The 12426-nt window shown below is 70.1% G+C and carries 11 protein-coding genes; 5 read left to right on the top strand and 6 right to left on the bottom strand.

The genetic code is table 11. The annotated features are described in order from the left end of the window. Positions 1-2 precede the first annotated feature (2 nt). The gene (locus tag ACWIGI_RS01375) at positions 3-794 is read right to left on the bottom strand and encodes a 3-oxo-5-alpha-steroid 4-dehydrogenase (protein ID WP_454200341.1); all 792 of its coding nucleotides are present in this window, start codon (positions 792-794) and stop codon (positions 3-5) included. 123 nt (positions 795-917) lie between these two features. Here ACWIGI_RS01375 and ACWIGI_RS01370 point away from each other — a divergent pair, with 123 nt between their 5' ends. Next, positions 918-1928 (top strand): TY-Chap domain-containing protein, encoded by a 1011-nt coding sequence (locus ACWIGI_RS01370; protein ID WP_454200340.1) that lies wholly within the window; start codon positions 918-920, stop codon positions 1926-1928. A 13-nt stretch (positions 1929-1941) separates the two neighbouring features. On the opposite strand, the gene ACWIGI_RS01365 is transcribed toward ACWIGI_RS01370, so the two are convergent. Then, positions 1942-3360 carry a cytochrome P450 gene (locus ACWIGI_RS01365; RefSeq protein ID WP_454200339.1) on the bottom strand — a complete coding sequence of 473 codons (1419 nt, stop codon included), beginning with the start codon at positions 3358-3360 and terminating at the stop codon, positions 1942-1944. Between the two features lie 70 nt (positions 3361-3430). Here ACWIGI_RS01365 and ACWIGI_RS01360 point away from each other — a divergent pair, with 70 nt between their 5' ends. Next, a complete protein-coding gene (locus ACWIGI_RS01360; RefSeq protein WP_454200338.1) occupies positions 3431-4078 on the top strand; it encodes a TetR/AcrR family transcriptional regulator in 648 nt (215 codons plus the stop codon). Here ACWIGI_RS01360 and ACWIGI_RS01355 read toward each other — a convergent pair. Then, the gene (locus tag ACWIGI_RS01355) at positions 4075-5367 is read right to left on the bottom strand and encodes a phytoene desaturase family protein (protein WP_454200337.1); all 1293 of its coding nucleotides are present in this window, start codon (positions 5365-5367) and stop codon (positions 4075-4077) included. The two genes, ACWIGI_RS01360 and ACWIGI_RS01355, sit on opposite strands and share 4 nt — an antisense overlap. A 303-nt stretch (positions 5368-5670) precedes the next feature. On the opposite strand from ACWIGI_RS01355, the gene ACWIGI_RS01350 reads away from it, so the two are divergent. Beyond that, positions 5671-6669, top strand: a complete 999-nt coding sequence (locus tag ACWIGI_RS01350) for a 1-aminocyclopropane-1-carboxylate deaminase/D-cysteine desulfhydrase (protein ID WP_454200336.1) — start codon at positions 5671-5673, stop codon at positions 6667-6669. 10 nt (positions 6670-6679) lie between these two features. On the opposite strand, the gene ACWIGI_RS01345 is transcribed toward ACWIGI_RS01350, so the two are convergent. Next, positions 6680-7267 carry a TetR family transcriptional regulator gene (locus ACWIGI_RS01345; protein WP_454200335.1) on the bottom strand — a complete coding sequence of 196 codons (588 nt, stop codon included), beginning with the start codon at positions 7265-7267 and terminating at the stop codon, positions 6680-6682. Between the two features lie 100 nt (positions 7268-7367). Here ACWIGI_RS01345 and ilvD point away from each other — a divergent pair, with 100 nt between their 5' ends. Together ilvD and ACWIGI_RS01335 are read left to right on the top strand one after the other, a co-directional pair. After that, the gene (gene ilvD, locus ACWIGI_RS01340) at positions 7368-9221 is read left to right on the top strand and encodes a dihydroxy-acid dehydratase (RefSeq protein WP_454200334.1); all 1854 of its coding nucleotides are present in this window, start codon (positions 7368-7370) and stop codon (positions 9219-9221) included. A gap of 152 nt (positions 9222-9373) precedes the next feature. After that, complete coding sequence (locus ACWIGI_RS01335) at positions 9374-10297, top strand: DAPG hydrolase family protein (RefSeq protein ID WP_454200333.1); 924 nt, start codon at positions 9374-9376, stop codon at positions 10295-10297. A 7-nt stretch (positions 10298-10304) separates the two neighbouring features. On the opposite strand, the gene ACWIGI_RS01330 is transcribed toward ACWIGI_RS01335, so the two are convergent. Both ACWIGI_RS01330 and ACWIGI_RS01325 read right to left on the bottom strand, forming a co-directional pair. Then, on the bottom strand, positions 10305-11258 hold the full coding sequence (locus tag ACWIGI_RS01330; RefSeq protein ID WP_454200332.1) for a fumarylacetoacetate hydrolase family protein: 954 nt from the start codon (positions 11256-11258) through the stop codon (positions 10305-10307). Further along, complete coding sequence (locus tag ACWIGI_RS01325; protein ID WP_454200331.1) at positions 11255-12403, bottom strand: VOC family protein; 1149 nt, start codon at positions 12401-12403, stop codon at positions 11255-11257. Before ACWIGI_RS01325 ends, ACWIGI_RS01330 begins: the two co-directional genes overlap by 4 nt. Between the last annotated feature and the right edge of the window lie 23 nt (positions 12404-12426).

The raw sequence follows: 12426 nt of genomic DNA, 5'->3' as shown, positions 1-12426 counted from the left end.
CCTCAGATCACGTACGGCACCAGGGCCTTGCGCTCGGCCGGGTAGTCGGCGAACTTCTCGCGGTACCAGGCGTGGGTGGCGAACGCACGCGGGACGAGATTGCCGAAGGTGATGAGGAAGATGATCACGCCGGGCAGCGCCCAGGTGAGAATGGCGAAGCCCGCCCACGCCAGCAGTTCACCGAGATAGGTGGGGCTGGTGACGAACTTGAAGCCCAGGCCGTAGGGCACCTTGTACTCGGTGGCGCCGGGGTTGTTCTTGTCGCGCAGGTTGCGCACGATGCTCTCTGAGCTCACCAGCAGCGCGAATCCGCCCAGATAGATGATCAATCCGATGATGAAGCGCGGGTCGGTCAGCCACTCGCTGCCGTACTGCCCCAGGTAGTCGTGGCTGAACAGCGCGCCGTTGAGGTAGCCGTGCAGCGAGGTCACCAGCATGCCCATGGCGAGCACCGAGACGTTGAAACTGCTGGTCTTGCCGGGCACCTGGCGAATGGAGAGGGGGAAGAACCAGCCGCGATTGCCGTAGTGCAGAATCCAGATGGCCGCCAGCACCAGGGCAGTCGGCTCGAAACGGTTCGGACCGCTGAGGTACGCCACCGCGAAGACCACCGTCGCCGGAATCTCCATCAACCACCACCCGAGTTTCGGGTTCAGGTTGAAACCGAGGCTCGTGGTGGCGAAGCGGCCGTACGGGCTCTGCGCGAACAGTCCGCCCACCAGCACGAACACGGTGAAGCCGATCGCGATGGTGAGGACGGTGTCGTAAACGGTGTTGCCGGTATACCAATTCATTCGTGGTCCTTCGTCGAAAAACTAGAACACGTTCTATCACGGTGGCCGCTGTTCCGATACCCGTAGCCGGCGGGTGGCCCCGGAGCGCCCGGTAGGTTGGCGGGGACCCGCAGGGAGGCGTAGATGGGTGCAGAGGGATGGGATGTACTTCTGAAATGGATGCCGTTCTTCCTGGAGGAGGATGACGAGGAGACCGAGGGCGGCGGGCTGGAGTGGAATCCCCGCTTCATCCAGGTCCGCGACGAGACCACCGGGCGGCACGTGCATTTCGCGCAGCAGGGGTCCGACATCGAGGTCGTGATCGCGGTGCCGGTGGACACCGCCGACGCCGAACACCTGCTGGCGACCGTGCGCGCCCAGCCCGACGGACTGTGGGCGCCGTGCCCGCTGGCCCTGGAATCGGATGCGACAGCACCGGATCCGCACCAGCGCGCGGTACAGCGGGTGCGCCGCGAACCGCGCCTGGCGCGGGAGTGGAGTACGGGCTGGCGGCGCGGGGCGAGCCTGGATCAGCGCCGGCGGACCGCCGATTCGGTGGTCACGGTGCTGCGCGAGGGCCTGGACATGGAGCCCGGCGGCCTGCGATTCGCCGCCTGGAGCCTCGACTCACCGGACACCGTCGGCGATTACGGGCTCGTGGCCGATCGCCCCAGCGAGCGGGGCGCGCCCGCGCTGTGCACCGACTGGGACGATTTCGAGGCCAGGCTGTCCTGGGCGCTGACCACCCTGCCGTGGGACGGGGTCATCAACGTCAGCACCCCGCATCCGGGTCCGGATCCGTGCTTCGTGCAGTTCCTGCACGGCCGCCAGCTGTTCAACGAGGCCAGCGGCTGGGATGTGGCGGGGCTGGGCGCCGACGAATTCGACAGGCGCATGCGGGATCTGGGCTGGAGTTTCGCCCCGCACAGCGTGCCGGGCGGCGCGGCCCTCATCTGGGAGGGCCCGGCCGCGCGGACCGGGTACAACCCGAGCCTGCGCGGCGCGCCGCTGCGCACGGTGACCACCTTCCAGGAGGTGTTCGCGGTGCGCCATCCGCAGGACCTGGTGTTCCGGGCATTCCGCAACGGGCGCCGGCGGGACCCCGAACTCCGTTATCTGGACGTGGAATTGGGGGTGCCACGCGACGTGCGCTGAGGCGGCCGGATTCTCACAGCCGTTGCAGGCGGATGGGCAGCCCGTCAGCGGGTTTGGGACCGGTTCCGGCCACCAGGGGTACCCGATAGTCGGCGGGGACGCTCCAGCGGTAGTTCAGCAGCATCTGATGCAGCACCGCCTTGACCGTCATCCCGCCGAAGTACCGGCCGATGCACTTGTGCGCGCCCCCGCCGAACGGCGGCCAGGCGAAGCGATGCGATTTGTCCTCGGCCCGAGCGGGATCGAACCGCTCGGGATCGAAGACGTCCGGGTCCTTCCAGTACTCCTCGGAGCGCATCATCACGTAGGGCCCGATCATGACCAGGGTGCCGCGCGGGATGTAGTAGCCCTGGATGTCGGTGTCGGCGATGGCTTCTCGCACCTGCTGCCCCACCGGCGCGTACATGCGCAGCGCCTCCCGGAAGGCCAGTTCCATGGCGGGCAGGCGATCCAGGTCGCCGTATTCGAGCGCCGGTTTGCCCAGCGCCAGCGATTCCGCGCGCAGACGCTCCTGCCATTCGGGATTGCGCGCGAGTTCGTACACCAGCATCGCGATGGCGATGGTGCTGGTGTCGTGCGCGGCCATCATCGTGAAGATCATGTGATCGACGATGTCGGCGTCGGTGAAGGATTCGCCGTCCTCGGTGACCGCGTGGCAGAGCACGCTGAACAGATCCTCGCCGTCCCCGGCGCGCTTGACCGGCAGCTCGCGGCGGAAGTACTCCTCGAGCACCCGCCGTCCGCGCAGGCCGCGGTGCCAGACCCCGCCGGGCACGTTGGTGCGGATGACGGCGGTGCCGCCGACCACCGCGTCCTCGAAGGCCCGGATCAGCCGGCTGCCCTCGGCGCCGAGCTCGGCCCCGGCGAAAACCACCGTGGCCTGTTCCAGCAGCAATTGCTTGACCCGGTCGTACAGCGGGAAATCCGGTGCCGGACGCCAGCTCTCGACGCCGCGGGTGATGCGCGGGGTGCTCAGGTCCAGATAGCCGATGAGGCGGGGCCTGGTGAAGGCCTGCTGCAGGATCCGGCGGTGGTAGCGGTGATCGTCGAAGTCGCGCAGCAGCAGCCCGCCCCGGAAGAAGGGGCCGATGAGGAACTCCCAGCCGCGCTGGGCCGAGAAGGCGTGTTTGCGATCGAGCAGGAACTCCTCCACGCCCGCCGGGCTGTGCAGCCCGACGATCGGGCGGCCGAACGCGCCCATCCAGTGCACCGGTCCGTAGCGGCGCATGGTCTTGCGGGAGTAGCCGAGCGGATCGGCGAGCTGGCTCAGTACGTGGCCGACGCCCGGCGGACCGAAGTCACCCATGATCGGAGCGAGTCCACTGCCCGGCGGCGGGTCCGCCAGGGCGCGCGTGCGGGCCGGGTACCGCTGCAAAACCCCGGCGACATGACACTGAATTCGGTGATTCAGCACGGCTTTTCGAGGCGCCATGGATGCACGGTATCGGAAACATTTGTTTCCGTAAACGGTCGTTTCCCGACTTGTGTGCGAAGCTTGCGGAGTGACGCGCGCTTTCCAGGGGACCTACCGCGGAACCAGCACCGATGAGCGCCGCGAGCAGCGCAGGCGGCGGCTACTCGACGCCGCGCTGGAAATCGTGGGGACGCAAGGGCTTTCGGCGCTGACCGTGCGCGGGCTGTGCGAACAGGCCAAGGTCGGGCCGCGCTTCTTCTACGAATCCTTCCCGGATCTGGACACCCTGGCCGGCGCCCTGCTGTTCGAAGTGCAGCAGGAGGCCCTCGACAGGGCCATTGACACCATGCACGCGACGCCCGGATCACCCGAGGACAAGATCCGCGCCGGGGTGGCCACCCTCATCATCGCCGTCACCGACGATCCGCGCCGGGCCAACATCGCCTTCGCGCAGGCGCACGGCAGCGAACGGCTGACCCGGCTGCGCTTCGAGGGCATGCGCCGGGTGGCCACCGCCATCATGGGGCAGGCGCGGGTCATCCTCGACATCCCCGAGGGCGAGGACACCGCGCTCATCGCGCTCACCCAGCTCATCACCGGCGGCGCGGCCGAACTGATCCTGGTGTGGCTGGACGGCGGGCTGAAGGTCGAGCGGCCGGTGCTGATCCAGATCGTCGCGGACTACGTGGTGACGGTGGTCGATCAGCTGCCCGCCATGGTGGACAAACTGCGCTAGCGCCCCGCGGCGACGATCTCCTCCACCACGATCCTGGCGGTCTCCGCGCAGGCGGTGGTGCCGCCGTGCGCGTACTCCTTCACCGCGTCGCCCACGTTCCAGAGATTGGGGATCGGGGTGGTGTGCGGCAGATCGTAGCCGGGCACCGTGCGCTGCGGCGGCCAGTCGTCGCGGCTGACCGTGATCGACAGGATGCGGGCCGCGTCGAATCCGGGCAGCTGCCGGCGCAGGTCCTGCAGGACCAGCGCGGTCTCGGCGTCGGCGTCGAAGTCGCCGATGGACGGTTTGGGCACGCCGGTGCCGACGTACAGGTGCCAGCCGTCGGGCGCCAGCTCGGGGCAGGTGACGGTGAGGTCGGCGACGTAGCACAGCCGCCGGGTGCCCGCGAAGCTCAGCAGCCCGGGCGCGTCCACCAGGGCCTCGCGGCTCGCGAAGTTCACCGTGATCATCGCGGCGGGCAGGTCGCCCTGCAGGACGGTGCCGATGTAGCCGGCCGGAAAGCGTTCCGGGCCAACCAGATCGAGGGTCGCGGCGGGACCGATGTCGCTGACCGCCACCCCGCAGGTCACCTCCACCGGTTGCCCCGCGCGCACGATGGTGGCCCCGGTGACGCGGCCGTCGGCGACCTCGACGCGGCGCACCTCGCTGTCCAGCCAGATCTCGCCGCCGTTGCGTTCCACCACCTCGGCCAGCGCGGTCCAGAGCCCCAGGGTGCCCTCGGGGCAGAAACCGAAGCGCCGGAACACCGATTCGGTGGCGAAGTAGGTGAGAAAGACGCGGGCGGGCAGCTCCTCGGCCGCGACCGCGAAGGCCGAACCGCACAGCGTGCGGAAGATCCCCTGCACCACGTCGTTCCTGGTGTGCCTGCGCACCCACTCCGCGGTGGACAGTTCCCGCTCGGGCAGCCCGCCCGCCGGCGGGGGCGAAGCGTCCCGCAGCAGCGCCGCGCCCTGGCGGATCAGCTGCGCGAACAGCAGGGCCCAGCCGCCGGTGGTGATGTCTACCGTGCGCTCGCCGATGCGGTACAGCAGCGGCGGATCCGCCGGGCGCACTTCGAATTTCGCGCCGACATCGGCGAAGGTCTGTTCGGTGACACCGCCCAGTTCGACCGCGATGGCGCCGGTATTGACCTTGAATCCATCGATGTCAACGGTCGAGGCCCGGCCGCCGAGCCGATCCAGGCGTTCGGCGACCAAGGTTCTGTAGCCCAGGTGCGAGAGCCGGGCGGCGACGCACAGACCGCCCGCCCCGGCACCGACAACCAGTGCGTCCCAATCATTCCCGCTCATGGCGAGCTCCTGACAACATGCCCGGCCCACGGGTTCGCCGCGGGGCCGCGCGTCGGCCGTATCGGTGATGCGACTCCAATTCTCCCGCACCGCATCGATACTCGGGCCGTGTGCGACGAAGCCCGGATCGGCGACACCGATCGCCCGGGCCGCGCCGGACCCCGCCGACGGCGCGGCGCACCCCCGCCCCGCGGCCGCCGGGCGAAGGCCGGACCCGCCCTGATTCGCACTCATAGTCCAGGACGCGGTCGTGTGTGCCGCGCCACGCTCGTCATAGAACTGGACAGTCGATACGTTGGGGGTGTGACGCCGCACCTGCATCAGCTCTACCCCGAACTCGCGGACACGCTGCCGCACATCGCGCTGGGATCCGGGCCGACCCCCGTCCGGCAACTGTCCGCGATCGACTCCTGCGGCGCGGATCTGTGGGTCAAGGACGACGGGGAGTTCGGCAACGGCGGCTGGGGCGGCAACAAGGTCCGCAAACTCGAATGGCTCCTGCCCGAGGCGCGGCGGCGCGGGCGCGACACGATCGTCACCGTGGGCGCGCTCGGCACGAACTGGGGCCTCGCGACGGCGCTGTACGGCCGGGAGTACGGGCTGAAAACCGTTCTCGCGCTGATAGATCAGCCGGTGGACGAGCATGTGCGGGCCCAGCTGGACCGGCTGCGCGCCTCGGGGGCGGAACTGCATTTCACCCGGAGCAAGGCGCGCACCATCGCGAGCGCGCCGTTCCTGCTCGCCCGCAATTTCACCGGGTGGCGCCCGCCCTACTTCCTGCCCGCGGGCGGCTCCTCGCCCGTGGGCGCGCTCGGCTACGTCGAGGCGGCGCTCGAGCTCGCGGCGCAGATTCGGGACGGGGAGCTGCCCGAGCCGACGCATATCGTGGCCGCGGTCGGGTCCGGCGGTACGGTCGCCGGGCTCGCGCTCGGGTTGCGCCTGGCGGGTTTGCCGACCCGGGTGGTCGGCGTGGTCGTCAACGACTCGCTGCGACTGGATCAGGGCACGCTGGGCAGGCTGGCCGAGAAGTCGGCGCGGTTGCTGCGCGATCGGGGCGCACGACTGCCCGCCGATGTCTCCTGCACCGGCGCCATGGAGATCGTCACCGAGTGGCTCGGCCCGGGATACGGGGAGGTGACCCCGGAAGCCGCTACCGCACAGACACTGTCGGCGACGCTGGAGCAGCTGACGCTGGAACCGGTGTACACCGCCAAAGCCATGGCGGCCGTGCTGGACATGAACGCGCACGGGCACTTCGGCACGGGGCCGGTGGTGTACCTCAATACGAACGGGCCGCGCTGAGCCGATCGGGTCAGGGGCGCAGCTCGAGCCGGCGGACCATGGCCACCAGGGCGGCCCGCTGGTTCTCCGGCCGGTCCACGTCCGAGCCCAGGATCATTCGAACCACCTGCGGGGCGGCGAACCACCACGCGGCCAGGGCCGCGACCGCGTAGAGCAGGTACCCCGCGGGCACGTCGTCGGGGAGGGTGCCCGCGCGCTGGGCGGCGGCCAGCGCCCGGACCTTCTCGGCGTAGTGCGAGGCGCGCGCGGATTCGGCGGGGAGCGCACCGGCGTGTGACTGCAGGCCCTCCCAGTAGAGCAGGCGCAGGAACTGCGGGTGGGTGTGGTGGAAGTCGAAGACGTGGCCCGCGTACTCGGCCAGGTCACCGGCGGCGTCGGGGTGCAGCGGGCTGGCCGCCGCGAGTTGGGCGAGCTGATCGGTGAGCACGGCGTCGAACAGGCCCTGTTTGTCGCCGAAGTACTGGTAGATGCGCTCCTTGTTGATCCCGGCGCGGGTGGCGATGGCCGCGACGCGCGCGCCGTCCGGGCCGCGTTCGGCGAACTCGTGCACGGCGGCCTCGAGCAGCAGTCGTCTGGTCCTGTCGGTATCCCACGCCATGCGCCCATCCAACCATTTCCAACCGTGCGGTTGTAATTCGGCCCGCCGCTGTGGCAAACTCCAACCGCACGGTTGCAGTTTCAGTCGAGGAGGTGGCATCGTGCCCGAATTGCGTTCACGGACGGTCACGCACGGTCGGAATATGGCGGGGGCCCGCGCGCTCATGCGGGCTAGCGGGGTGCCGTCGGCGGATATCGGCCGCAAGCCGGTCATCGCGGTCGCCAACAGCTTCACCGAATTCGTGCCCGGGCACACGCACCTGCAGCCCGTCGGCCGGATCGTCTCCGAGGCCGTGCGCGCGGCCGGCGGTATCGCGCGCGAGTTCAACACCATCGCGGTCGACGACGGAATCGCCATGGGGCACAGCGGAATGCTGTATTCGCTGCCCTCGCGCGATCTCATCGCCGATTCGATCGAGTACATGGTGAACGCGCACTGCGCGGACGCGCTGGTGTGTATCTCCAACTGCGACAAGATCACTCCCGGCATGCTGATGGCGGCCCTGCGCCTGAACATCCCGACGGTGTTCGTCTCCGGCGGTCCGATGGAGGGCGGCACCGCGGTGCTCGTCGACGGCACCGTGCGCGGGCGGCTGGATCTGGTGGACACCATGGCCGCGGCCGTGTCCCCCGAGGTCTCCGACGCCGACATGGCGCTGATCGAGGAGAACGCCTGTCCCACCTGCGGTTCCTGCGCGGGCATGTTCACCGCGAACTCGATGAACTGCCTCACCGAGGCGCTCGGCCTGGCGCTGCCGGGCAACGGAACCGTGCTGGCCACCCACACCGCCCGCCGGGCGCTCTACGAGGCGGCCGGGCACACCGTGGTGGAGCTGACCAGGCGCTACTACGAGCAGGACGACGAGCGGGTGCTGCCGCGTAACATCGCCTCGCACAGGGCATTCGACAACGCGATGACGCTGGATCTGGCCATGGGCGGTTCGACCAACACGGTGCTGCACCTGCTGGCCGCCGCGCAGGAGGCGGGGCTGGACTACACGCTCACCGATATCGAGAAGATGTCGCCGCAGGTGCCGTGCCTGTGCAAGGTCGCGCCCAACGGGCACTACCTGATGGAGGACGTGCATCGCGCCGGCGGGATCCCGGCGCTGCTGGGCGAACTGGATCGCGGCGGGCTGCTGCACCGCGATGTCCATGCGGTGCACGCGGATTCGCTGCCGGAGTGGCTGCGCGACTGGGACGTGCGGGGCGGCTCCCCGACCGCCGCGGCCACCGAGCTGTTCCACGCCGCGCCCGGCGGAAAGCGTTCGGCCACCGCGTTCTCCCAGTCCGAGCGCTGGCACGACCTCGATACCGACGCGGCCGCGGGCTGCATTCGCGATCGCGCGCACGCCTACTCCCGCGACGGCGGCCTGGCGGTGCTGCGCGGCAACCTCGCCCCCGACGGCGCGATCCTGAAGTCCGCCGGCGTCGCCGACCACATGCACACCTTCACCGGGCCGGCCCTGGTCGTGGAATCCCAGGAAGCGGCGGTCGAGGCCATCCTCACCGGCCGCGTGCACCCCGGTGACGTCCTGGTCATCCGCTACGAGGGACCGCGCGGTGGTCCCGGCATGCAGGAAATGCTGTACCCCACCACGTATCTCAAGGCCCGCGGCCTGTCCGGCACCTGCGCCCTGGTCACCGACGGCCGGTTCTCCGGCGGCTCCTCGGGTCTGTCGGTCGGCCACATCTCCCCCGAGGCCGCCTCCGGTGGACCCCTCGCCCTGGTCCGCGACGGCGACTCGATCACGATCGACATCCCGACCCGTTCGCTGACCGTCCACGTCGAGGACAGCGAACTCGATTCCCGCCGAACCGCGCTGGAGTCGGCCACGGGCTACCGGCCCCGCGATCGCGACCGGGAGGTGTCCCTGGCGCTGCGCACCTACGCGCTGCTGACCACCTCCGCGGACAAGGGCGCGGTGCGGGACGCGACGAAACTGCCGGGCTGAGCGGGTTCCCGCGGCACGCTTCGGCGACATCCGCTGTGCGCCCGCGGCACCGGCTCGGCCGATCGGGTGACCGGCGCCCCCACCGGAATGGTCGTCGCACATCCGTCCGCACAGGTGTCGCGGCCATCGGCGCGGAGACCTACTCTCTACGGATGGTGAGACCGACGAGAGTGAGCCGCCGCCGGGCACTGGTGCTGGGGGCGGCCGGGGCGGCGGCGACCGTCGCGGCGGGCGCGGCCCACGCGGATCCGGCGGCGGCCGATCGCCGCTACCCCGGCTACGACGCCGAGGACCGGGCAAAGCCGTTCGCGCACTTCATGTCCGAACGCACCGCACCGGCACAGTCCGCGGTGACGGCGGCATACGAGTCCGGACCCGTTGCGGCCGAGCTGATTCCGGACCTCGCGGCGCTACCCGCCGATCTCGCTCCCGGCGGCTACTCCGCCGTCGAGACGGGCTACGGCCACACCGGCGCGGGTGCGGTGTGGGTGGCGGTCCGCACCGAGATGCCGAGGGTCACCGCCGCCATGTGGGATTGGTGGTTCGGCTGGCATTCCACCGATTCGGCCCGCTACAAGCTCTGGCATCCCGACGCGCACATGTACTCCGAGATCGCCACCGACACTCGCGGCCGGACGCTGCCGGACCGGGCGCGGTACGTCGGCAACATCTCGTACGTCGACGAGTACATCGGTTCCAAGCTGCAGCAGCTCGCCATCGCCTTCCACGATCCGGCGGCCCGCGGCTTCACCGTGCCCGAGGACCACACCGTGATCTGCGCCCGGGTGGGCAGCAGCGTGCTCCCCGTCGATCTGGGCTGGCTCGCCCACCAGGTCCGCCCGATTCCCGGCGGCAGCGAGATGCGCAGCCGCTTCTACCTGAAGGAGTACGGAATCCACGCTCCCGCACCGGAACACACCGTGCGCGCGATCCAGCGCGGGGCCGCCGCGGATCCGGCGGACCTGTTCCCGGATCTGACCATGGCCCGGGACCTGCTGCTGCACTGCGGCCAGGAGATGAACCACCTGGCAGGGTTCCTGCCCGAACTCTACGAGCGGTTCCGCGACACGCCCTGACGGTTCGTCATCGCGCGAACCGCACCACCGTGCGCTGGGTACCGAGGTCGACGACCCCGTCCGGGGTGGCGGCCGTCAGCTCCATCACGTCGCCCTCGCGCAGGAACTTCGGGTTGGCGGCCTGGCGCCGGAAGAAGCTCTTCCACTTGAGGTGCGCGGGCAACAGCGCGCCGAGCAGTTCGATCGGCTTGGGCGGGGCCACCAGCGCGGTTCCCGCGGGTGTCCCGGTCAGCAGCACGTCGCCGGGGTCCAGGGGCTGAAATCTGTTGAGCTCGCGCAGGGCTCGCAGCGGCGGGTAGATGATGTCACCGCGCACCGTGGCGTCCTGCCGGACGACGCCGTTGACGCGCAGGGTCAGGCGCAGGTCCTCGAAGCGCGCCGGCTCGCCGGCGTCGAGCAGCACCAGCCGCGGGCCGAGCGGGGTGAAGGTGGGATAGGACTTTCCCTCGTAGAACTGGGTTTTGGGAAGCTGTATGTCGCGGGCGGAGATGTCGTTGGCGAGGACGAGACCGGCGACGTAGGTACCGAGATCGCCGTCGCGCAGCTCGGTACCTACCGGAAGGGCAGCGCCCATGACCAGGCCGATCTCGATCTCGTAGTCCAGGAGCGTGACGTGTGCGGGGCGCACGACCTCGGCACGGGGACCGGCGATGGAGTGCGAGGACTTGCGGAAGAACGTCAGCGGCACCCGGGCCGGGTCCATTCCGGAATCACGTACGTGTGACACGTAATTGGTCATCTGCGCGACCACCCGGCAGGGCGCGGTCACCGGTGAGAGCAGCGCGAGATCGGCCGTGCGCACACCCGCCGCGGGGTCGGCCCGGTGGGCGGCATCGACGGCGGCGCGGTCGGCGAGCAGTTCGGCCGTGGTGGTCGCGGTGGTGTCGACGGGATACGCCGTCTCCCCGTCGGGAGCGCAGACCCACCAGCCGTCGGCGGTGCGGAGTACGGAAGTCGTCATGTGGAAGCCACTTTCAGCAGACCGCGCAGGCGGTGGAGATCGAATTCGTTGTGGGTGTCACGCAGTGCGGGCACGATCGAGAACAGTTCGCGCACGGCGGCGCGGCTCGGGCGCAGCCCGAGGAAGTCCGGGGTGGCGGGATCGCCCCACTGGTTGAGTCCGGAGGCGGTCATGGGCGCCCAGCCCGGGTCGAGGGTGTGGTCGAACAGATCGCCGTCGGTGAAGTGCTCTACCAGCAAGCCGTCGGGATCACGCCAGTAGTCGAAGATCTGGCTGCCCTGAATGTGCCGCCCGATCCCCCACGACCGGTCGTGCCCGCGCCGGCGCAGGTACTCCCCGCCCGCGGCCAGGGCGTCCAGATCGGCGACCTGAAATGCCGAGTGCACGTAGCGATTCGCCGGGCCCAGCGTCAGCGCGAGGGTGTGATGATCGGCGGGCTCGGGACCGCGATCACAGCGGATGAAGCTCATGACGGGGCCGCGGGCTCGCTGACCGGGATAGAACAGGAAGTCGCTGACGATCAGGCCGAGGTGCTCGAGATACCAGTCGAGTGTGCGGCGGTAGCGGGTGGTCTGGACGACGACATGACCGAGTCGTTCCACGCGCGCGGGTTCGACGGGCGGTCGCTGTGTGGCGTTCACGCGGGTGAGCGCACCCGCCATGTTGTAGTCGTGCCGGCCCTGACGCGGCTGTGCCGGGTACTCGACGGTGTCACCGACCAGCCGGACACGCAGGCCGCCGGGGTCGGTCAGGGTCACCGACCGGCCGCCGAGGACCTCGGGGAGTTCGGTGACGGTCGTTCCGGTCCACGCGGCCAGCCGGCGCAGGTCCGCGGTGTCGGCCGCGCGAAAAGCCATGCCGCGGAACGCCGATCGGCCTCCGCGCCGGACGATCACGCACGGCGGGCCCGCGAGGGCGCCGCGCAGATGCAGCTCGACGGCCGTATGCAGGGTGGGGGTGAAGCCGAAGTCGGCGGCGAACGCGGCGGTCCGGGCGAGATCGGGTTTCTCGAACTCCAGCCACGCGAGATCGGCCGCCTTGATGACCGGGTCACGGTGCCGCCCCGGGTGTTCGCCGGGCAGTGCGCCCTGTTCGGCGTGCAGCCCGCGGTGGGCGCTGGCCCCGGTATCGGGTGGGTGCGTCATGAAACTCCTTGTTTCCGAGCGTT

The organism is Nocardia sp. NPDC055321 (assembly GCF_053645575.1).
This window is presented reverse-complemented; position numbering and strand designations above follow the sequence as displayed.

Excerpts from the sequence above, each read along its gene's own strand:
- ACWIGI_RS01375 (WP_454200341.1), bottom strand. The coding sequence starts at position 794 with ATGAATTGGTATACCGGCAACACCGTTTACGACACCGTCCTCACCATC.
- ACWIGI_RS01370 (WP_454200340.1), top strand. The coding sequence starts at position 918 with ATGGGTGCAGAGGGATGGGATGTACTTCTGAAATGGATGCCGTTCTTC.
- ACWIGI_RS01330 (WP_454200332.1), bottom strand. The coding sequence starts at position 11,258 with ATGACGACTTCCGTACTCCGCACCGCCGACGGCTGGTGGGTCTGCGCT.
- ACWIGI_RS01345 (WP_454200335.1), bottom strand. The coding sequence starts at position 7,267 with ATGGCGTGGGATACCGACAGGACCAGACGACTGCTGCTCGAGGCCGCC.
- ACWIGI_RS01365 (WP_454200339.1), bottom strand. The coding sequence starts at position 3,360 with ATGGCGCCTCGAAAAGCCGTGCTGAATCACCGAATTCAGTGTCATGTC.
- ACWIGI_RS01335 (WP_454200333.1), top strand. The coding sequence starts at position 9,374 with ATGGTGAGACCGACGAGAGTGAGCCGCCGCCGGGCACTGGTGCTGGGG.
- ACWIGI_RS01325 (WP_454200331.1), bottom strand. The coding sequence starts at position 12,403 with ATGACGCACCCACCCGATACCGGGGCCAGCGCCCACCGCGGGCTGCAC.
- ACWIGI_RS01355 (WP_454200337.1), bottom strand. The coding sequence starts at position 5,367 with ATGAGCGGGAATGATTGGGACGCACTGGTTGTCGGTGCCGGGGCGGGC.